General features: G+C 63.9%; 15 protein-coding genes and 1 pseudogene. 5 read left to right on the plus strand and 11 right to left on the minus strand.

What is annotated here, in order from left to right; all coding sequences use genetic code 11:
* Position 1 precedes the first annotated feature (1 nt).
* From ACIPZF_RS01900 to ACIPZF_RS01910, 3 genes are all read right to left on the minus strand, one after another.
* Positions 2-1,189: an acyl-CoA dehydrogenase family protein gene (locus ACIPZF_RS01900; protein ID WP_400794684.1), complete on the minus strand. Its 1,188-nt coding sequence runs from the start codon at positions 1,187-1,189 to the stop codon at positions 2-4.
* Positions 1,190-1,198: 9 nt separating this feature from the next.
* Positions 1,199-1,759, minus strand: coding sequence for an FMN reductase (gene msuE / locus ACIPZF_RS01905; protein ID WP_400794686.1), 561 nt, complete (start codon positions 1,757-1,759; stop codon positions 1,199-1,201).
* 260 nt (positions 1,760-2,019) lie between these two features.
* Positions 2,020-3,021, minus strand: coding sequence for an ABC transporter substrate-binding protein (locus ACIPZF_RS01910; RefSeq protein ID WP_400794688.1), 1,002 nt, complete (start codon positions 3,019-3,021; stop codon positions 2,020-2,022).
* Between the two features lie 148 nt (positions 3,022-3,169).
* Here ACIPZF_RS01910 and ACIPZF_RS01915 point away from each other — a divergent pair, with 148 nt between their 5' ends.
* Positions 3,170-5,095: a S8 family serine peptidase gene (locus ACIPZF_RS01915; RefSeq protein ID WP_400794690.1), complete on the plus strand. Its 1,926-nt coding sequence runs from the start codon at positions 3,170-3,172 to the stop codon at positions 5,093-5,095.
* Here the strand turns inward: ACIPZF_RS01915 and ACIPZF_RS01920 are convergent.
* Positions 5,092-5,847: a methyl-accepting chemotaxis protein gene (locus tag ACIPZF_RS01920; RefSeq protein ID WP_400795016.1), complete on the minus strand. Its 756-nt coding sequence runs from the start codon at positions 5,845-5,847 to the stop codon at positions 5,092-5,094. The two genes, ACIPZF_RS01915 and ACIPZF_RS01920, sit on opposite strands and share 4 nt — an antisense overlap.
* 102 nt (positions 5,848-5,949) lie before the next feature.
* A pseudogene (locus ACIPZF_RS01925) lies at positions 5,950-7,236 on the minus strand (HAMP domain-containing protein); the annotation flags it as partial.
* Between the two features lie 332 nt (positions 7,237-7,568).
* Here ACIPZF_RS01925 and ACIPZF_RS01930 point away from each other — a divergent pair.
* A complete protein-coding gene (locus ACIPZF_RS01930) occupies positions 7,569-8,888 on the plus strand; it encodes a Na+/H+ antiporter family protein (protein ID WP_400794691.1) in 1,320 nt (439 codons plus the stop codon).
* A 4-nt stretch (positions 8,889-8,892) separates the two neighbouring features.
* On the opposite strand, the gene ACIPZF_RS01935 is transcribed toward ACIPZF_RS01930, so the two are convergent.
* Positions 8,893-9,900 carry a FecR family protein gene (locus tag ACIPZF_RS01935; RefSeq protein ID WP_400794693.1) on the minus strand — a complete coding sequence of 336 codons (1,008 nt, stop codon included), beginning with the start codon at positions 9,898-9,900 and terminating at the stop codon, positions 8,893-8,895.
* Positions 9,901-10,133: 233 nt separating this feature from the next.
* Between ACIPZF_RS01935 and ACIPZF_RS01940 the strand changes: the two genes are divergently transcribed.
* Genes ACIPZF_RS01940 through ACIPZF_RS01950 form a run of 3 tightly spaced genes read left to right on the plus strand, consistent with a single transcriptional unit; the run spans position 10,134 to position 13,363 of the window.
* On the plus strand, positions 10,134-10,607 hold the full coding sequence (locus tag ACIPZF_RS01940) for a MarR family winged helix-turn-helix transcriptional regulator (RefSeq protein ID WP_400794695.1): 474 nt from the start codon (positions 10,134-10,136) through the stop codon (positions 10,605-10,607).
* A gap of 30 nt (positions 10,608-10,637) precedes the next feature.
* Positions 10,638-11,831 carry an HlyD family efflux transporter periplasmic adaptor subunit gene (locus ACIPZF_RS01945; RefSeq protein ID WP_400794697.1) on the plus strand — a complete coding sequence of 398 codons (1,194 nt, stop codon included), beginning with the start codon at positions 10,638-10,640 and terminating at the stop codon, positions 11,829-11,831.
* Entirely contained in the window at positions 11,828-13,363 is a 1,536-nt protein-coding gene (locus ACIPZF_RS01950; protein WP_400794699.1) for a DHA2 family efflux MFS transporter permease subunit, read from the plus strand. Before ACIPZF_RS01945 ends, ACIPZF_RS01950 begins: the two co-directional genes overlap by 4 nt.
* Positions 13,364-13,475: 112 nt before the next feature.
* Here ACIPZF_RS01950 and ACIPZF_RS01955 read toward each other — a convergent pair whose 3' ends face one another.
* The 5 genes from ACIPZF_RS01955 to ACIPZF_RS01975 all read right to left on the minus strand — a co-directional run bounded on the left by ACIPZF_RS01955 (position 13,476) and on the right by ACIPZF_RS01975 (position 19,103).
* A complete protein-coding gene (locus ACIPZF_RS01955) occupies positions 13,476-13,814 on the minus strand; it encodes a hypothetical protein (protein WP_400794700.1) in 339 nt (112 codons plus the stop codon).
* Between the two features lie 106 nt (positions 13,815-13,920).
* Positions 13,921-15,162 carry a glycolate oxidase subunit GlcF gene (gene glcF, locus ACIPZF_RS01960; RefSeq protein ID WP_400794701.1) on the minus strand — a complete coding sequence of 414 codons (1,242 nt, stop codon included), beginning with the start codon at positions 15,160-15,162 and terminating at the stop codon, positions 13,921-13,923.
* 9 nt (positions 15,163-15,171) lie between these two features.
* Positions 15,172-16,224 (minus strand): glycolate oxidase subunit GlcE, encoded by a 1,053-nt coding sequence (glcE, locus tag ACIPZF_RS01965; protein ID WP_400794702.1) that lies wholly within the window; start codon positions 16,222-16,224, stop codon positions 15,172-15,174.
* Entirely contained in the window at positions 16,224-17,723 is a 1,500-nt protein-coding gene (gene glcD, locus ACIPZF_RS01970; protein ID WP_400794703.1) for a glycolate oxidase subunit GlcD, read from the minus strand. The genes glcE and glcD overlap by 1 nt, the downstream gene beginning before the upstream one ends.
* 147 nt (positions 17,724-17,870) lie before the next feature.
* Positions 17,871-19,103, minus strand: a complete 1,233-nt coding sequence (locus tag ACIPZF_RS01975; RefSeq protein ID WP_400794705.1) for a M20/M25/M40 family metallo-hydrolase — start codon at positions 19,101-19,103, stop codon at positions 17,871-17,873.
* Positions 19,104-19,120: the final 17 nt, after the last annotated feature.

Below are 19,120 nucleotides of genomic sequence, written 5' to 3' on the forward strand. Positions count from 1 at the left end.
CTTAGGAATAGAAGGATGGGGCGGGGCGCTTGCCGCTGAGGGCCCACTCGCCGAGCTCGTGGATGCGATAGTCCACCGGGTCGTGCAGGGTTTGTGTCCTCAGGTTGCGCCAGTGGCGATCGAAGCGCAGCGAGGCGTGGGTGGCGCGGGCGCCGGTCACCTCGAACAGGCGGTTGCAGATGTCCAGGCCGTGGCGGGTGGCCGCGACCTTGGCGGTACCAATGGCCAGGGCCAGGTCACCGCGTTCCTCGGCCGTCAGCGCGTGCTCCTTGGCCCAGGCGCTATCGAGCTGGTGGGTGGCGCGCTCGATCAACAGCCGCACGCTTTCCAGGCCGACCCAGAACTCGCCGTAGTGGCGCAGCACGTAAGGGTCCTCGGCGGTAGTGGTGGCGCTGGAACGGAACCACGGCCGGCTCTCCTTGAGGGTGTACTGGCGTGCTTCGTCGAAAGCGCCTTCGGCAATGCCGAGGAACAGGTTGGCGAAATGCAGCTGGGCGATCAGCGGGCGCAGGGCCGCGAACGGGGTGCTCAGTGGGCCGGGGTCGAGCAACAGTTCGTCATGCTCGACCCGCACCCGCTCGAAGGTGGCGCTGCCGCTGTCGGTCTGGCGCTGGCCGATGTTGTTCCAGTCGTTGTGCAGGGTGATGCCGGTGCGCCCGCTGGGGATCGCGGCGATCAGCAGCTTGCCGCCGGCACGTTCGTCCAGCGCCGAGGCAATCAGCATTTCCGAGTCGCTGGCGCCGGAGCAGAAACTCTTCTTGCCAGAGAACTCGCACCAGCCATCGAAGTGCCTGACCAGCGTGCGGGTGTCCAGCGGGTTGAGGGCATTGCCCCAGAACCAGTGCTTGCGCGCGGTTTGTTCGAACCACGGCTGCCACTGATCGGGGCGCGAGAACAGACGCACGGTGGCCAGCATCAGGTGATGAAAGCCGAACACGTGGGCGATGGAGCTGTCGACGCGGGCAAACTCGCGTACCACCTCGAAGGTAGCGTGCCAACTGGCGCCCTGGCCGCCGAAGGCTTGGGGGATCGCCAGCGACAGCAGGCCGCTGTCGCGCAGCGCATCCCGCTCGGCCTTGGGGCTGCCGCCGCGCTCGTCACGTTCGACGGCGCTCTGGGCGAACTGCCCGGCCAGTTCGCGGGCGATGGCCAGGGCAGGGCGTTGGAGGGGGGTAACGGATGCATTCATGGCCGCTCCTCAGGCGCTCTTGCGTAGCGCATGGTGGGCGCCGAACAGGGGCACGGCGCGTTCGGCGGCCAGGCGGATGCGCGCGCTCAGGGCGTCGCTGGAGACCTGGTAGTCGGCGAGTTCCGCTTGGCTGGCGTACACGCCAATGGGCAGCGTCAAAGCCTGCAGGAAGCTGAACAGCGGGCGCAGCTGGTGATCGAGCACCAGCGCGTGACGTTCGCTGCCGCCGGTGGCGGCCAGCAGCACGGGAGTGTCGACCAGCGCGTCCTGGCCGATCAGGTCGAACAGGTGCTTGAAGTGGCCTGGGAAGCTGCCACGGTAGACCGGTGTGGTCACCACCAGCAAATCGGCCTTTTCCACCAGGCGCAGCTGTTGTTCGACGCTGTCGGGCAGTTCGCTACGCCACAGGGCACCACCCAAGGGGCGGGCGATGTCACCCAGCTCGATCAGGTGCGATCGGATGTTCAGGTGTTGGCTCAGCTCGGCGAGGATCGCCTCGGTCAGGGCAAGGGTGCGCGAAGGGCGGGCAGTGCCGCCAGACAAGGCGACGACGTTCAGGGGGGCGCTCATGGCAAGTCTCCGGTTGATTAAGCGGGACTTTGCTGGAGCAATCGTCATGCCGTTTTTAAATTTCGTTTTGGATCAACAGGTTGCCGATATTTTTCGGCGGCGACCGGTGTTGCCTTGTGGGCGTTGAATGTTGATCAGGTGTTGCGCTGCAGACAGTTGGCCAGGTGTTGGCGGCTGTACAGTGGGTTCCGTTATAAAGGTTAATTGACTACTTAAAAAGGAATAAGAATTTATATTCTTATTCCTTGATGGTTCTGCTGTTACAGGTTGGCCTCCACCTTCGCCGCGACCTCGGCAGGAAGCCAGGCTTTCCAGACGTCCGGGTTGCTGCGCATGAATGCCTTGGCGGCTGCATCGGGGTCCTGACGTTCCTCGCTCATCTTGGCCAAGGCCTTGTTCAGCATTCCAATCGGGAGGTCGACCTTCTCGAACACGGCCACCAGTTCGGGATAGTCCTGTTTGAACGCTTTGGAGACGCCAATCGACAATTTCGCTGGCAATGACTGGCTTCCCTTGGGCTCTTTGTTACTCGGGTCGGTCAGCGTGGCCCAGGCCTGGGCGTCGAATGACGGCTCCTGCAGCCGCACCAGCTCATGGCGACCGATCAGTGGGGTAGGGCTCCAGTAGTAGAACAGCACGGGCTTCTTGCGGCGGATGGCCGAGTCGATTTCAGCATCCAGAGCGGCGCCCGAGCCGGTGCGGAAGTTGGTATACAGGCCATCCAGGCCGTAGGCCTTGAGCTTCTGGCTGTTGACGATTTCCGAAGTCCAGCCGCTGGGGCTGTTGAGGAAGCGTCCCTTGGCGGGTTCTTCAGGGTCCTTGAACACCGACGCGTAGCGTTTGAGGTCCTCGACACTGCGCAGGTCAGGTGCTGGCGCTTTGTCGCCCTTGACCACGTAGGCAGGCACCCACCAGCCTTCTTCAGCGTTTTTCACCGTGTCGCCCAAGGCGAACACTTCACCCGCCTGTTCGGCCTTGACCCAGGCGGGACTGCGCCCGGCCCATTCCTCGGCGACCACTTGCAGGTCATTGCGCGCCAGCGCCACTTCCAGGCCTACGGTGCTGCCGGGGAGGGTGTCGGTGGGGTAGCCGTACCCTTTTTCGACGATCAGGCGCAGGATTTCGGTGGTCAGCGCGCCGCTTTCCCAGGTCAGGGCGCCGAAGTGAATGGGCTTGCGCGCCTCTGACGATGCCGCGCTGTCGGTGCTGGCCAGGCCCACGGTGAGCAGCAGGCCGGCCAGCAACGTTGGAATTTTCTTCATCTGGACCTCGAAGGTTGTCATTTCCGTGTGCTGCGCAAGTGTAGTCCACAGCGCAGGAACGGCTTCTGCCTGCACACGGCGGACATCGGCTGTAAAGCTTGGCGCCTCGCTCGAAGTACCGGGCCGAATGAAATGAAAGGACTAAAGGATGAATTTGAATCTGGACTTCGTGTACTACCGCAACTTCACCTTCGATGGGCATATACATGTGCGCTGCGGTGGTGATGACTTGCCCAAGGTCAAGTCCATTCACTACCAGCTGGAGCGCATGGAGGCCGACGGTGTGACCCCCCTCGACAGCCTTACCGTGCCTTCGCAGGTGACCAGCGGCAGCGTCGCCAACCATGGCTGCCCCGCCACCCTGAGCTGTGATCCGCAGGCGGGCAGCTACAGGATCCGGCCCCAGGTCACCCTGGTGGACAGCGAAATCCTCAAGCTGGACTTGGGCCCCGATGCAGACGCGACCTATCGTCCAGGGCCGCTGACCCTGGACATCAGCCATGGCGAGTTGACTCGGCGCCTGCTCGTCGATGTGCCGCTGGCTGCGGGAGGCACGCGACGCAAGCGATCGGTCCGCGCAGCGAGCGCGTTCCCTTATCGGCCTGAAGGCCAGCGTTATCCTGCGTTGATCGTGACGTTCAGTGATGATGGTTACGCGCGATTCACGGCTGATCTGCAGCCTGATTCCGCTTCGGTGCTGGCCAGGTACTGGCCTGGCCTTCAGAACGTGATCGAGCCACAGCCGTTTCTGGAGCCACAGGAGCGGGAGGATCCGCACTTGCAGATACTCGCCAACCATTACTGGATCGAGCAGCCTCAGAGCATGCTCAACGACACCTTCGTCGCCTTCATCCAGACCCTGGAGGCACTGGATTACATAGAAGCCACAGCGTTTGTTCCGCCCCAACTGGACCAGGGCAATCTGCTGCTGGCCGGTGCGGCGATCATTGCGACACTGCTGACGGGTACGGCTTATGTGCTCGGCACCGATGCCAATGAAGAGGCCAAACCCACGCCGAACCTGGAAGCACACCAACGTTACTTGAATGCACCCGGAGCCAGGGACAAAGGCCTGAATATTCGCAAGGCCTGGGAGGCCGGTGTAAAGGGCAGGGGCGCGCGGGTGCATTTCTCGGATGGTGGTCTGCGCGCCAACCATGAAGACCTGCGTGGCAACCCGAAGTTGAAAGTCATTCCACCCCTGGTGGGCAACAATCCCGATCACGGTACGGCGTCGGTTGGCGTGTTGTTGGCCCGTGACGATGGCGTTGGCATGACTGGCGTCTGTCATGCGGCAGAACTCTTCTTGTACGAAAATCGGGCCGTCGATGCCCGAGGTTACTCGCAAACGCTGAAAAAACTGCTCGCCTACACGCGGGCTGGCGATATCGTTGCCATCAATCGGCAGACGGCCAATATCAATGCGTTAGGGACCCTTTTGCCCTCCCTGCACGATAAGCTCTGGTGGGATGTCTGCCGTGCGCTGACCGAGCGCGGCGCTGTGGTGCTCAATGCGGCATGCAATGGTACTACCCGCTCTGCCCCCGAGGCGGGCACCCTCAAGGACTATGGAGTCGATCTGTCACAGTGGCGCTTGTTCGACGACCACGGGGATGCCGGCGCGATTCTGGTGGGCGCCTGTCATTCCTGGGATGGCAAAGCGCACCAGTACTCCAACTACAACTACCGCTACCGCATGCTCAATGCCTGGGGTGACAGCGTGGCTACGCTGGGCAAAGGTACGCTGCAGAACAAGGACGACGACAACCGCGACTACCGCGACGACTACAGCGGCACCTCCAGCGCGACGCCGTTGGTGACCGGCGCCATGGCGCTGATTCAGTCGTACGCCATGGAGCAGCACCACCTCTATCTGAATGCCGACCAGATGCACTTGCTGCTGATGCAGTCGGGATACAAGGACGCCACGCTGCCTGATACCGAACGCTTGCCGATGGGCGCCCGTCCCAACGTCCTGGGCGCCCTGATGTTGCTCGACAGCATTCTCCTGGCTGGCCGTTTCCACCTGCCGGATGATGGGGCCTGTGGCGACGAGTGCGCCGCGCAAGATTAAACCCTGAACTGGTCCATCAACGCCTGCTGCTGGTTGGCCAGGCTGTTCAACGACTGGCTGACCCGTGCCGATTCGTTGGCCTGACCCGACAACGATTCGGTCACATCGCGGATGGTCGCGACGTTGCTGTTGATCTCTTCGGCCACCGCGCTCTGTTCCTCGGCGGCCGAAGCGATCTGCAGGTTCATGTCGGAAATCACGGTCACGGCCTGGCCGATGCGCTGCAGTGCGGTGACCGCCTGGCCGACGTGTTCCACGCCACCTTGGGCCTGGCGGTGACTGTTGTCCATGGCGCCGACCACTTCGCGGGTACCCGCTTGCAAGGCTTCGATGACTTGGCGGGTTTCTTCCACCGACTCCTGGGTGCGTTGGGCCAGGTTGCGCACCTCGTCGGCGACCACGGCGAAACCACGCCCGGCCTCGCCGGCACGGGCCGCTTCGATGGCGGCGTTGAGCGCCAGCAGGTTGGTCTGCTCGGCGATCGAGCGAATCACCTCGAGCACCGAGCCGATCTTCTCGCTGTTCTGCGCCAGGCCTTCGACTTCGGCCATGGCGCTGCTCATGTCGGCGGCCAGGGCATCGATGCTGCGGGTGGTGCGGTCGATCACCGCGAGGCCTTCGCGGGTGGCCTGGTCGGCATCGCGTGCAGCCTGGGCGGCCTGCGAGGCGCTACGGGCGACGTCCTGGGCGGTGGCGCTCATTTCGTGGGAGGCGGTGGCCACCTGGTCGACCTGGCGGTACTGCTGCTCCATGCCTGCGCTGGTTTGCGTGGCAATCGCCGAAGACTGATCGGCGGTGCCGCGTGCGGCCTGTACCGAGCGTTTGACCTCGGCGATGGTCGGTTGCAGTTTGTCCAGGAAGCGGTTGAACCAGCCGGCCAATTCGCCGAGTTCGTCGCGTTTGTCATAGGTCAGGCGGCGGGTCAGATCGCCATCGCCGCTGGCGATGTCCTTGAGCATCGCTGCCACGCCGAGGATTGGCCGGGTCACGCCACGAGCCATCAGCCACACCAGCAACAGGCCGACGATGGCTGCGGCCAGGCCCAGGCCCAGCTCCAGCAGGGTGCCGCTGGTGTTGAGGGCATCCAGCTCCTGTTTCAGTGCCTCGGCCGGCCCGGTCAGGGCGTTTTCCGGCACGTCCAGCAGCACGCCCCAGGGTTGCGCGCCGGGGATCGGCTGGAAGGCGGCGAGCACCTTCAGGCGTTGCTGGTCATGGTGCACGCTCAATTTGCCTTCGGCCAGGGTGCGAATCAGTTCGGCGCCCTTGGACGGGTCGACCTGGTCGAAGCGCTGGGCCAGCTTGCTGGCGTCGGCGCTGTAGCCGGCCAACAGGCCGACGGGGCTGAGAATACCCACCGTGGTGCGGCCCTCGTACAGGCTGCGGCTGGCGTCCTGGCTCAGGGCCTGCAGGCTGTTGAGGTTGATGTCGATGGACAGCGTGGCGATGATCTTGCCGTTGACCGCCAGCGGGAACACGATGCTGGTCATCAGCACGCGCTGGCCGTCGATGTCATAGAAGTACGGCTCTACCACGCAGACTTTGCCGCTGCTGCGCGGGCACACCCACCAGGTGTTGGCGGGCTGGCCGCTGGGGCCGATCTCGGTATTGGCCATGTCGTGCTCGGGCAGGGCCATGGCCGTCAGCTGGCCGGCGCGTGGTTGCGACCAATACAGGGCGAAGCGCCCGGTTTCGTTGCTGCCCAGTTCTGCCTGGCCGGTGAACAGGCTGTCCTTGCTGTCCAGTGCATTGGGCTCGAACACCAGCGACAGGCCCAGCAGGTCGGGGTTGGCCTGCAGGGCGGCGCGGACCTGGCGGGTCATGTCTTCACGCAGGTCGAACGCGTCCAGGTAGCGTTTTTCCGCCTGTTCGCGCAGGAACAGCACCTGGCGGGCGAAGCCTGCGCCGTACTGGTAAGCATCCATGAACTGACGGCGGATGTTCAGCGCCTGAACCTCGCCTTGCGACTCGATGCGCGCCTGCGCTGCCTCGCTGAGCATCTGCATGCTGCTGGCCTTGACCAGGTCTGAGCTGTGGTCCATGCGGTACAGGGAAAGGCCGACGAGCAGGCTGACGATGCCGGCCAGGCACAAACCGGCGAGCAGGGTGATCTTCCACTGGATGGAGAGTTGGCGCAAAGGCATGAGGGGGAATCCCTTTTTCTGGCGGTAAGGGTTTGGCTTTTTTTGGGGGCTTGGCTTTGGGTTTCACCGATGGGGAGCAGTCCACCCTGTAGGAGCGGATTCATCCGCGATGCGCCGCGCGGGCGGCGCTCGATCTCAAACGCCCTACAAATCTCAAGCCAAGCGCCCTTGAGCCACCGCTATATCGGCCCCGCCCTTTTTTTCTTTATTCAAACATTCAATTTAAATTTCCTGTCTGCGTAATCCGCCGCACCCTGGCGCTTTTGACATCTGCCCGCGTCTGCTGCAGAGTGCGCGGTTTTTGTCCGCAGCTACTAGAGGTAAGCCAATCCATGAATGCAGTGATTGCCGCAGTCGGCATCATGCTGATACTCAGCCTGTCGCGGGTGCACGTGGTCATCGCCCTGATCATCGGTGCCCTGGTCGGTGGCCTGGTCGGTGGCTTGGGCATCGAAGGCACGCTCAAAGCCTTCAACGGCGGCCTGGGTGGCGGTGCCACGGTGGCGTTGTCGTACGCCTTGCTCGGCGCCTTCGCCGTGGCCATCGCCAAGTCTGGCCTGGCTCACGCATTGGCCGACCGTGCGCTGGCCATGATCGACCGCCAGGGCCACGCCAATGGCGGCAAGGTCAAATGGCTGCTGATCGGCCTGATGCTGGTAGTGGCGGTGTCGTCGCAGAATATCCTGCCCATCCACATCGCCTTCATCCCGCTGCTGGTGCCGCCGCTGCTGTACGTGCTGACCCGCCTGCGCATCGACCGGCGGCTGATCGCCTGCGTGATCACCTTTGGCCTGATCACGCCGTACATGTTCTTGCCGGTGGGCTTTGGCAACATTTTCCTCAACGAAATCCTGCTGGCCAACGTCGCCCGCGCGGGCGTCGACATCAGTGGCGTCAACGTCACCCACGCCATGGCCATTCCGGCCGCCGGCATGCTGGCCGGGCTGTTGCTGGCGGTGTTCGTCAGCTATCGCAAGAAGCGTGACTACGACCTGGCGCGCATCGAACAGGTCGAGCAGGTGAGCGTGCAGTACAACCCGCTGACCCTGCTGGTGGCGGGGCTGGCGATCGCCTCGGCATTCATCGTCCAGCTATGGCTGGATTCGATGATCATCGGCGCGATGGTCGGGTTCCTGATCTTCTCGCTGTCGGGCATCGTGCGTTGGAAAGACACTGACGATCTGTTCACCGAAGGCATGAAGATGATGGCCATGATCGGCTTCATCATGATCGCCGCTTCGGGTTTTGCCGACGTGATGAAAGCCACTGGCGAGGTCCAGAGCCTGGTGGAAACATCAGCGCAATGGATCGACCACAGCAAGGGCATCGGTGCCTTGCTGATGCTGTTGGTGGGGTTGCTGGTGACCATGGGCATCGGTTCGTCGTTTTCGACAGTGCCGATCCTGGCGGCGATCTTCGTGCCGCTGTGCGTGCAACTGGGCTTCGACCCGGTAGCCACGGTGTGCATCGTCGGCACCGCTGGCGCCTTGGGCGACGCAGGGTCGCCAGCATCGGACTCGACCTTGGGGCCCACCTCGGGGCTCAATGTCGATGGTCAGCATCACCACATCTGGGACACCGTGGTACCGACCTTCATCCACTACAACCTGCCGTTGCTGGCCTTCGGCTGGTTGGCAGCGATGACACTCTAAAGCGTCAGCCCTTTTCGGGCGGCGGCGAGATGCGGTTGAGGACGGTGCTGCCGTCCTTGCTGCGGGTCAGGTAGACGGGCAACACCTTGGGCAGGTTGTCCACCAGGCGCGCGACTTCCCGCGTGTTGTAGATGCCGCTGAGGCGGATGCGCCCGGTGCTGGCATCGGCCAGCAGCAGGGGGGCATCGAGGTAGCGGTTGATCACCGGCAGGGCCTGGTCGAGGCTGAGGTTGTCGAGCACCAGCTTGCCACTGCGCCAGGCCAGGCTATTGGCGTAATCGTCGCTTTCGGCCAGGTGCGGCTCGAAGTCGCCGAGGCCATAACTGGCCTGCATGCCCGGGCCGAGGCGATAACCGCCACTGTTGCCATTGCTGCTGACCAGTACCGAACCTTGCACCAACGTGACCTTGACCTGGTCCTGGTACTTCCACACGTTGAATTGGGTGCCGGTAACGCGGGTCTGGCCGTGGCCTGCGCGGACGATGAACGGGTGCTCGCTGTCGTGCTCGACCTTGAAGAACGCTTCGCCTCGCTTGAGCGTGACCTGGCGTTGGTCCTTGTAGTTGAGGTAGGTCAATTCGGTGTTGAGGTTGAGCTCCACCGAGCTGCCGTCGCTCAACTGCACGGTCTGCACCCGGTCACCTGCCTCGAAGTGCTGGTAGTGGTTCGGCAGCCAGCCCTGCTCCCAGCCCACCCAGCCTGCCAGCGGCGCTGCCAGCAGGGCAATGGCCGCAGCGACGGCGTGCGGCCGCCACTGGCGTCGCCGAGCGGGAGCGCGCACCGGTGGGTTGAAATCAATGACCGCGGCGTTGCGTGGCAGCAAGTCGGCGGTTTGCCAGATCTCCAGCATTGCCTGGTATTCATCGCCATGCCGCTTGTCCGCTGCCAGCCAACGGGCGAACGCCTCGCGCTCGTACGCCGTGCAATCGTCGGCGTGCAGGCGCATGCACCAATGCGCAGCGGCGTCGGTGATGGCATCGTCTGGGGTGGGGTCGAGGCGGTCTTGGTTCATTGCGGCTCCAGGTTTTGCACATTCTACCTTTGCAAAGGCCTCCAGAGAACCGAGGTAATGGCGAATGACTATCAGTTATGTAGCTTTTTCGTCAGTTACTCGAGCAATTTTCCACGTTTGAGAACCCTTCGCGCCGCGATTATTCATGAAAATTTGCGTAGCCACCTAATGAAAGCTTTGACATTTACTGCCTAGGCAGTAATATTTTTACACAATTGCCCGAGCCGACGCCGATGTCTCACTTCACCCCGGAAAACTTCCAGTCCTGCGCCATCGGCATGTTGCTCGGCCGCGCGGCGATCCTCAAGGACCGCATTCTCGACTGGCATCTTGAATCCGAGGGCGTCACCGCCGCGCAGTTCAAGGTGCTGATCATCGTCACTCAGTATCAGGTGGATACCCCGGCCGAACTGTGCCGCTACCTGGGCCTGGACAGCGGATCGATGACCCGCATGCTCGACCGCCTCGAGCAGAAGGGATTGATTCTGCGCAACCGCTGCGCCGATGACCGCCGCCAAGTACGACTGGCCCTGACCGCCGATGGTCAGCGCCTGGCCGATCGGTTGCCGGAGATTGGCGCAGCGGCGATGAACGAATTGGTCGGCGTGCTCCAGCCCGACGAACTGAAGACCCTCGAAGGCCTGCTGGCCAAGGTTCTGCTCGCTGCCGGCGACCCCCTGACGATCCGCCGCTTCGGCGATCGTTGAACCCTGTTACGCATTTTCCAAGGTATTGTCATGGCCACTCCCGCAGACACCACAACTCCCCCCGAAACACAGCAGTCGTCGCGCAAGCGCAAGGTCTGGCTGCTCGGCCTGCTGCTGTTGGTGCTGCTCGCCGGTGCTGGCGCGTGGGCCTGGTACAGCCTGATCGGGCGCTGGCATGAAAGCACCGACGATGCCTATGTCAACGGCAACGTGGTGGAAATCACCCCACTGGTGACCGGCACCGTCACCAGCATCGGTGCCGATGACGGCGACCTGGTGCACGCCGGCCAGGTGTTGCTGCAGTTCGACCCGGCCGACAGCGAGGTGGCCCTTCAGGCCGCCGAAGCCAAGCTTGCCAGGACCGTGCGCCAGGTGCGCGGGCTGTACAGCAACGTCGACTCGCTCAAGGCTCAACTGCAGACGCGCCAGGCCGAGCTGCAGAAAGCCCAGCAGAACTACAACCGGCGCAAGGTGCTGGCCGACAGCGGCGCGATTGCCGCAGAAGAAATTTCCCATGCCCGCGATGACCTGACCGTGGCCCAGGCCGCCGTCAACAGCGCCCGCCAGCAGCTCAACACCAGCAGCGCGCTGGTCGACGACACCGTGGTTTCTTCGCACCCCGAAGTCATGGCCGCTGCCGCCGACCTGCGCCAGGCCTACCTCGACCACGCCCGTACCACCCTGGTGGCGCCGGTCACCGGTTACGTTGCCAAACGTACTGTGCAGCTCGGCCAGCGCCTGCAGCCGGGCACCGCGACCATGGCGGTGATCCCGCTGGACGAGGTGTGGATCGACGCCAACTTCAAGGAAACCCAGCTGCGCGACATGCGCATCGGCCAGCCGGTGGACATCAGCGCCGACCTGTACGGCAGCGAAGTCAAATACAGCGGCACGGTCGACAGCCTTGGCGCCGGTACCGGCAGCGCGTTCGCCTTGCTACCGGCACAGAATGCCACCGGCAACTGGATCAAGATCGTCCAGCGCGTACCGGTGCGTATCCACCTCAGCGCCGACCAGCTCAAGGACCACCCGCTGCGCATCGGCCTGTCCACTGTGGTCGAGGTCGACTTGCATGACCAGAGCGGCCCGGCCCTGGCCCAGCAGCCGCCGCAACAGGCCAGTTACACCACCCAGGTGTACGACCGCCAGCTGGTCGAGGCTGACGACCTGATCGCACGGTTGATCCATCAGAACAGCGCCAGCGGCAAGACGGCGCAACGATGAGCAACAACGCTGCGGCGCAGTTCACCCCGCCGAGCCTGCTGCTGACCACCATCGGCCTGTCGCTGGCGACCTTCATGCAGGTGCTGGACACCACCATCGCCAACGTGGCATTGCCAACCATCTCCGGCAACCTGGGGGTGAGCTACGAGCAGGGCACCTGGGTGATCACCTCGTTCGCGGTGAGCAACGCCATCGCCTTGCCGTTGACCGGCTGGTTGAGCCGGCGTTTCGGTGAGGTCAAGCTGTTCATCTGGGCCACGCTGCTGTTCGTGCTGGCGTCGTTCCTGTGCGGCATCGCCCAGTCGATGCCCGAGCTGGTCGGTTTCCGCATCCTGCAGGGCGTGGTGGCCGGGCCGTTGTACCCGATGACCCAGACCTTGCTGATTGCAGTGTATCCCCCGGCCAAACGGGGGATGGCGCTGGCCTTGCTGGCGATGGTCACGGTGGTGGCGCCGATTGCCGGGCCGATCCTCGGTGGCTGGATCACCGACAGCTACAGCTGGCCGTGGATCTTTTTCATCAACGTGCCGATCGGCCTGTTCGCGGCTGCCGTGGTGCGCCAGCAGATGCGCGCGCGGCCTGTGGTCACCAGCCGCCAGCCGATGGACTATATCGGCCTGTTGACCTTGATCGTGGGCGTCGGTGCATTGCAGGTGGTGCTCGACAAAGGCAATGACCTGGACTGGTTCGAATCGTCGTTCATCATCATTGGCAGCCTGATTTCAGTGGTGTTCCTGGCGATCTTCATCATCTGGGAACTGACCGACCGTCACCCGGTGGTCAACCTGCGGCTGTTCGCGCACCGTAATTTCCGCATCGGCACGATCGTGTTGGTGGGCGGTTATGCCGGGTTCTTCGGCATCAACCTGATCCTGCCGCAGTGGTTGCAGACGCAAATGGGCTACACCGCTACCTGGGCGGGCCTGGCGGTGGCGCCAATCGGCCTGCTGCCGGTGATCATGTCGCCGTTCGTGGGCAAGTATGCCCATCGCTTCGACTTGCGGGTGTTGGCGGGGCTGGCGTTTCTGGCGATCGGCACAAGCTGCTTCATGCGGGCGGGTTTCACCAACGAGGTGGACTTCCAGCACATTGCTCTGGTGCAGCTGTTCATGGGCATCGGCGTGGCGCTGTTCTTCATGCCGACCTTGAGCATACTGCTGTCGGACTTGCCGCCGCAGCAGATTGCCGATGGCTCGGGGCTTGCGACCTTCCTGCGGACTTTGGGTGGCAGTTTCGCGGCGTCGCTGACTACGTGGATCTGGATTCGCCGGGCCGAGCAGCACCATGCCTATCTGAGCGAGCACATCAGCCCGTTCGACCCTGCTACCCGGCACACGCTGGAACAACTGGGTGGGGCGAGCCCGCAGAGCTATGCCCAGCTGGAGCAGATACTCAATGGGCAGGCCTACATGATGTCGACGGTCGACTATTTCACCTTGATGGGTTGGGTGTTTGCCGGGTTGATCCTGCTGGTGTGGCTGGCCAAGCCGCCGTTTACCGCCAAGGCGGGGCCGGCGTCGGCGGGGCATTGAGGGTGTTGCCGGGCTAGTCGTCGGGTTGATGGCGCCCATGAAATCGAGCGCCGCGCGGGCGGCGCTCGGTCTCAATAGCACCAAAAGGGTCAAGACGAGCACCCGGCCCCCCTTAAAACCGCGCCGTACTCACCGTGATATACCCCTTGTCCCCAAGCCCAATGCGGATCACCGTCTCATCAGCCGCTGCCTTGCGCTTCTCCTTGATACACACCCCTTCGACCGCAACCGCGCGCATGCGCTGGGCGATGGCGCGGCCACAGGGGTCGAAGAACACTTCACTGGCCAGCAACTCGATGCGCTCGACCAACTGCCGCGTGCGTTCGTCGGTGGCGCAAAAAAACAGCACCCCCGACAGGTGTGGATCTTCGTCCGGATTGCTGACTTCATGGGTCAACAATTCACGCAGCGTGCTGCGCAGTTCGGCAGTGGAGCGGGTGTGTGGTTGCATGAGCAGCGTCCTCTGAATCGCGAATGCCGATCATGTTTTCGCTGGCTGAGCACTACAAGTAAGACGTTTCCGAGCGCGCAAGTAGGAAGTTTCTGAAAATACGAAATTAGCCGTGATGCAGCGTGGCGCTGTCGTTCAAGGCAGCCTCGACGATTTCGATCCAATGCCGCACCGGCGTGCGCCCGGCACCGGCAAGGTGCGCCTGGCAGCCGATATTGGCGGTGGCGATGACTTGCGGCTTGCCACTTTCCAACGCGTTGAGGCGGTTGTCGCGCAGTTGCCGCGACAGCTCGGGTTGAGTCAGCGAATAAGTCCCGGCCGAGCCGCAGCACAAATGCCCATCGGCGACCGGTGTCAGGGTGAAGCCCAGGCGGGTCAGCAGCTTCTCGACCTGGCCACCGAGCTTGAGCGCGTGCTGCAGGGTGCACGGGCAATGAAAGGCCAGACGCTGTTCGGCGCACAGGCCCAGCTGCTCGACCGGCTCGTCGCGCAGCACTTCCACCAGATCACGCGACAGCGCGCTGACCCGGGCGGCCTTGGCGGCGTAATGCGGATCCTTTTCCAGCAAGTGGCCGTAATCACGGACGAACGCGCCGCAGCCGCTGGCGGTTTGCACGATGGCTTCGGCGCCCGCCTCGATGGCCGGCCACCAGGCATCGATGTTGCGTCGGGCGCGTTCAAGCCCACGCGTTTGAGCATTGAGGTGATAGTCCACCGCGCCGCAGCAACCGGCTTCGTTCGCCGGCTGCACGCTGATTCCCAGCCGGTCGAGCAAGCGTGCGGCGGCGGCGTTGGTGTTGGGCGACAGCGCCGGCTGCACGCAACCTTCGAGCAGCAGCACGCGGCGTGCGTGGCGCAGCGCAGGACGTTCGCCTGGGGAGGCCGTCTGGGCCGGCAACTTGCTTTCGAGCGTTGCCGGCAGCATCGGTCGGAGGGCCTGGCCGCTGCGGATCAACGCCTTGAACAGCGCTGGGCGCGGCACCACTGCGCGTAGGCCCAGGCGCAACAGGCGCTGGCCAAGCGGGCGGGGCACCTGTTGCTCGACCACAGCGCGGCCGATGTCCAGCAGGTCATGGTATTTCACCCCGGACGGGCAGGTGGTTTCGCAGTTGCGGCAGGTCAGGCAGCGGTCCAGGTGCAACTGGGTGCTGGCAGTGACCGGCTCGCCCTCCAGCACCTGCTTGATCAGGTAAATACGCCCACGCGGGCCGTCCAGTTCATCGCCGAGCAGCTGGTAGGTAGGGCAGGTGGCGGTGCAGAAGCCGCAGTGCACGCATGAGCGCAAGATGCTTTCGGCCTCTTCGGCGCGGGCCAGGCGTTTGGCGGCGTCGCTCAGATTGGTTTGCATGGCGTGGCCTCACAGGTCCGGGTACAGCCGGCCAGGGTTGAACACGCCCTGGGGGTCGAGTTGCTGCTTGAGGGCGCGGTGGTAGCGCATCAGCGGGGCGGGCAGCGGGGCGGTACTGGCATCGCCTGGGGCATATCCGGTGACATGGCCGCCGGCCTTGGTCGCCTGCTCGCGGATCTGCCGTGCGGGGGCGGTCGACTTCAGCCAGCGCTGGGCGCCGCCCCAGTCGATGAGTTGGCGGCCTGGCAGGTCGAGTTCACCTGCCGCAATTGGCACTGACACGCGCCACAGGGGTTCAGGCCCCTTGAAGAAGGCCAGGCGCTGCTCGCGCAGGTCGATCCAGAAACCGCTCTCGAGCACCTCGCCGCCCAAGCGCTGGCGGGCCGACTGTACCGAGCCTTCACCGCCTTCCAGGCGAAGGCAGAGGGCATCGCCATCATGGCACGCAGCGCTGATCGGCAGCGGCTGCTGGCCCCATTCGGTCAGTTCGGCCAGCGCCTGGTGGCGGTCCATCGGCAGGCGCAGGCTCAAGGATTCACGCGGGCGTGGCAGCACCTTCAGCGATACTTCGGTGAGCACACCCAGGCAGCCAAAGCTGCCGGCCATCAGCCGCGACACGTCGTAGCCGGCAACGTTCTTCATCACTTCGCCACCAAAGCGCAGCAGCTTGCCATGGCCCGTGATGACCCGAGTACCGAGCACATAGTCGCGAACCGATCCGGCCCAGGGCCGGCGCGGCCCGGACAACCCGGCCGCGACCATGCCGCCGAGCGTGGCTTCGGGGCCCAGGTGCGGTGGTTCGCACGGCAGCATCTGCCCGGCCTCGAACAGCGCGGCCTCGATTTCCAGCAGCGGTGTGCCGGCGCGGGCGGTGAGCACCAGTTCGGTCGGGTCGTAGCTGACTATGCCGCGATGGCCGCGGGTATCGACGATATCCCCGGCCACGGGCCTGCCAAGCATCGCTTTGCTGTTGCCCCCCTGGATGCGCAGTGGGGTGTTCAGGTGCAAAGCCTGGTTGACCTGCTGCAGCAGGTCCTGGCTGATGTCGCGATCCGTGCTCATCAAAAGCGCTCCAGGTCGGGGAAAGGCAGTTGCCCGTGGTGCACATGCAGCGCGCCGAATTCGGCGCAGCGGTGCAGGGTGGGAATGTTCTTGCCGGGGTTGAGCAACCCTCGTGGGTCGAACGCCGCCTTGAGCGCATGGAACAGGGTGATTTCGTCGCTGTTGAACTGCGCGCACATCTGGTTGATCTTCTCCCGGCCGACACCGTGCTCGCCGGTGATGCTGCCGCCCACCGCCACGCACAGTTCGAGGATGCGCCCGCCGATCGCTTCGGCGCGCTCCAGTTCACCGGGCAGGTTGGCGTCGAACAGGATCAGCGGGTGCATGTTGCCGTCGCCGGCATGGAACACATTGGCCACCCGCAGGCCATATTCTTCGGACAGCTTGCTGATGCCCTTGAGCACGCCCGGCAGCTCGCGGCGCGGGATGGTGCCGTCCATGCAGTAATAGTCCGGCGAAATACGTCCAACGGCTGGGAAGGCGTTCTTGCGCCCGGCCCAGAAACGCACGCGCTCGGCCTCGTCGCAGGCCAGGCGCACTTCGCGCGCACCAGCTTGCTGCAACACGGCCGCCACCCGCTCGCAGTCGTCCTGCACATCGGCCTCGACGCCATCCAGTTCGCACAGCAGGATCGCCGCGGCGTCCACCGGGTAACCGGCGTGGATGAAGTCTTCGGCGGCGCGGATCGCCAGGTTGTCCATCATCTCCAGGCCACCGGGGATGATGCCGGCGGCGATGATGTCAGCCACGGCTCTGCCGGCGTCCTCGACACTGTCGAAACTGGCCAGAAGCACCCGCGCCACCTGGGGTTTGGGCAGCAGCTTGACGGTGACTTCGGTGACGATGCCAAGCATGCCTTCGGAGCCGGTGAACAGGGCCAGCAGGTCGAATCCTGGGCTGTCGAGGGCATCGCTGCCCAGGGTCACGCGCTCGCCTTCGACGGTAAGGATTTCGACCTTGAGCAGATTGTGCACGGTCAGGCCGTATTTCAGGCAGTGCACGCCGCCGGCATTCTCGGCGACATTGCCGCCGATGGAGCAGGCGATCTGCGAGGAGGGGTCGGGTGCGTAGTACAGGCCATGGGCGGCGGCGGCCTGGGAGATCGCCAGGTTGCGCACGCCGGGCTGGACCCGGGCAAAACGGCCTTGCGGATTGATCTCAAGGATACGGTTGAACCGTGCCATCACCAGCAGGATCCCCTTGGCCAACGGCAGTGCGCCGCCCGACAGCCCGGTTCCAGCGCCGCGCGCCACCACCGGCACGCTACGTTGATGGCAGAGTTTGAGGAGCGTTTGGACCTGCTCCAGGCGCTCGGGCAGCACCACCAGTAGCGGCACTGTACGGTAGGCCGAGAGGCCGTCGCATTCGTAGGGTATGAGGTCTTCGGCGCGGTGCAGGACTTCCAGATCGGGCAGGGCGTTGCGCAGGGCCTGCAGCAGGGCAGGCAGGTCCACGTCAGGTAGCGCGCCATCGACCCGTTCGTCGTAGAGAATGTTCATCAGGCTCACTCAGCGGCAATTTTTGTTGTTGTGGGGTTGCTCGTGCCGGCCCTTTCGCGGGGCAAGCCCGCTCCCACAGTTGCCGAGGTTTGCAAGTTGCCTGTGGGAGCGGGCTTGCCCCGCGAAGGGGCCGGTTCAGGCGCTACATCACTTAGCCAGATGCCTGATCATCGCGACAGTCAGATACAGTCGAGGCGCCACACTGGCAAGCTCGATGTATTCATCATCCCCATGCAACCCAGCCCCAACCACCCCCAAGGTCTCCAGCACCGCCGGCTTTTCGCTCCCTGGCACATAGGCATACCCGGCATCGGTACCAAACCGCATGGCAATCGGTTCGATCTTAAGCCCAACCTCGCCATACAGCTGCTGAGCGGTCTGCGCCAATTTCGCCGAAGCCTCGTTGCGCGCCAGTGGCGGCCGGCCTTTTTCGAGCGTGACAGTGGCTTGGGTATTGGCCACCAACTGCTTCTTCACGATGCGCTTGGCATCGGCCTGTACCCGGTCGGTCTCGCCCAGATCCGAATAACGCATGTCCGCTTCGGCCGTGGCCAGGGCCGGGATGATATTGGCTTTCTCACCCGCCTTGGCCAGGGTCCAGTTCACCGTGGTGCCCTTGCTGGCATCGCCCAGGTCGTTGAGCTGGAGCAACTGATGGGCCAGTTCGGTCAGCGCATTGCGCCCTTGCTCAGGCGCAGAGCCCGCGTGTGAGGCACGGCCCTTGACCTCCAGCTTCAGGCGGTTGATGCCGTTGGTGGCGACCGTCACGGCGTCCTTGTCCGGTGGTTCGTAGGAGAACACGTAGTCATGCTGGCGGGCCAGTTCGGCGATGATCTGCTTCGAGCCGGCCGAACCCATTTCCTCGTCCGGGTTGAACAGCACGGTGAGGGTGCGATAACCCTTGAATTCCTGGGCCTGCAGCAGCTTGAGCGCGTGCAGGATCATAGCCACGCCCCCCTTGGCATCGGCCACACCCGGCCCATAGGCGCGTGGGCCGTCGACGCGGAACGGACGTTTAGCCACGGTGCCGGGCACGAACACGGTGTCGTAGTGCACCATGAGCAGGAAATCCTTGCTGCCTGTGCCTTTGAAAGTGCCGACGATGTTGTCGCCCACGGAGGGTTTGGCGGGATGGGTCTGAACCTCGGCATCCAGCGCTTTCAGGCGTTTGACCAGCTCGGCGCTGACCTGCGTCAGGCCAGGTTCGGTACCAGTGCCGGTATCGACGGACACCAGAGTCTTGAGGGTTTCAAGGTAGGCCGTTTGTTCGCCCTGGGCCTGTTGGAGCAGGTCCTGGGGAGAGGGTTCGGCGGCGGTTGCCTGGGTACAGGCGATCAATAGCGCCAGGGCAATGGCGTGGGGAGGGCGGGGCAAAAGCATGGGTTCTTCCTTGTAGG

The sequence above is a fragment of the Pseudomonas sp. NPDC089752 genome (assembly GCF_044748725.1).
Taxonomy (GTDB): Bacteria; Pseudomonadota; Gammaproteobacteria; order Pseudomonadales; family Pseudomonadaceae; genus Aquipseudomonas.

Excerpts from the sequence above, each read along its gene's own strand:
- ACIPZF_RS01900 (WP_400794684.1), bottom strand. The coding sequence starts at position 1,189 with ATGAATGCATCCGTTACCCCCCTCCAACGCCCTGCCCTGGCCATCGCC.
- msuE (WP_400794686.1), bottom strand. The coding sequence starts at position 1,759 with ATGAGCGCCCCCCTGAACGTCGTCGCCTTGTCTGGCGGCACTGCCCGC.
- ACIPZF_RS01910 (WP_400794688.1), bottom strand. The coding sequence starts at position 3,021 with ATGAAGAAAATTCCAACGTTGCTGGCCGGCCTGCTGCTCACCGTGGGC.
- ACIPZF_RS01915 (WP_400794690.1), top strand. The coding sequence starts at position 3,170 with ATGAATTTGAATCTGGACTTCGTGTACTACCGCAACTTCACCTTCGAT.
- ACIPZF_RS01920 (WP_400795016.1), bottom strand. The coding sequence starts at position 5,847 with ATGGAGCAGCAGTACCGCCAGGTCGACCAGGTGGCCACCGCCTCCCAC.
- ACIPZF_RS01930 (WP_400794691.1), top strand. The coding sequence starts at position 7,569 with ATGAATGCAGTGATTGCCGCAGTCGGCATCATGCTGATACTCAGCCTG.
- ACIPZF_RS01935 (WP_400794693.1), bottom strand. The coding sequence starts at position 9,900 with ATGAACCAAGACCGCCTCGACCCCACCCCAGACGATGCCATCACCGAC.
- ACIPZF_RS01940 (WP_400794695.1), top strand. The coding sequence starts at position 10,134 with ATGTCTCACTTCACCCCGGAAAACTTCCAGTCCTGCGCCATCGGCATG.
- ACIPZF_RS01945 (WP_400794697.1), top strand. The coding sequence starts at position 10,638 with ATGGCCACTCCCGCAGACACCACAACTCCCCCCGAAACACAGCAGTCG.
- ACIPZF_RS01950 (WP_400794699.1), top strand. The coding sequence starts at position 11,828 with ATGAGCAACAACGCTGCGGCGCAGTTCACCCCGCCGAGCCTGCTGCTG.
- ACIPZF_RS01955 (WP_400794700.1), bottom strand. The coding sequence starts at position 13,814 with ATGCAACCACACACCCGCTCCACTGCCGAACTGCGCAGCACGCTGCGT.
- glcF (WP_400794701.1), bottom strand. The coding sequence starts at position 15,162 with ATGCAAACCAATCTGAGCGACGCCGCCAAACGCCTGGCCCGCGCCGAA.
- glcE (WP_400794702.1), bottom strand. The coding sequence starts at position 16,224 with ATGAGCACGGATCGCGACATCAGCCAGGACCTGCTGCAGCAGGTCAAC.
- glcD (WP_400794703.1), bottom strand. The coding sequence starts at position 17,723 with ATGAACATTCTCTACGACGAACGGGTCGATGGCGCGCTACCTGACGTG.
- ACIPZF_RS01975 (WP_400794705.1), bottom strand. The coding sequence starts at position 19,103 with ATGCTTTTGCCCCGCCCTCCCCACGCCATTGCCCTGGCGCTATTGATC.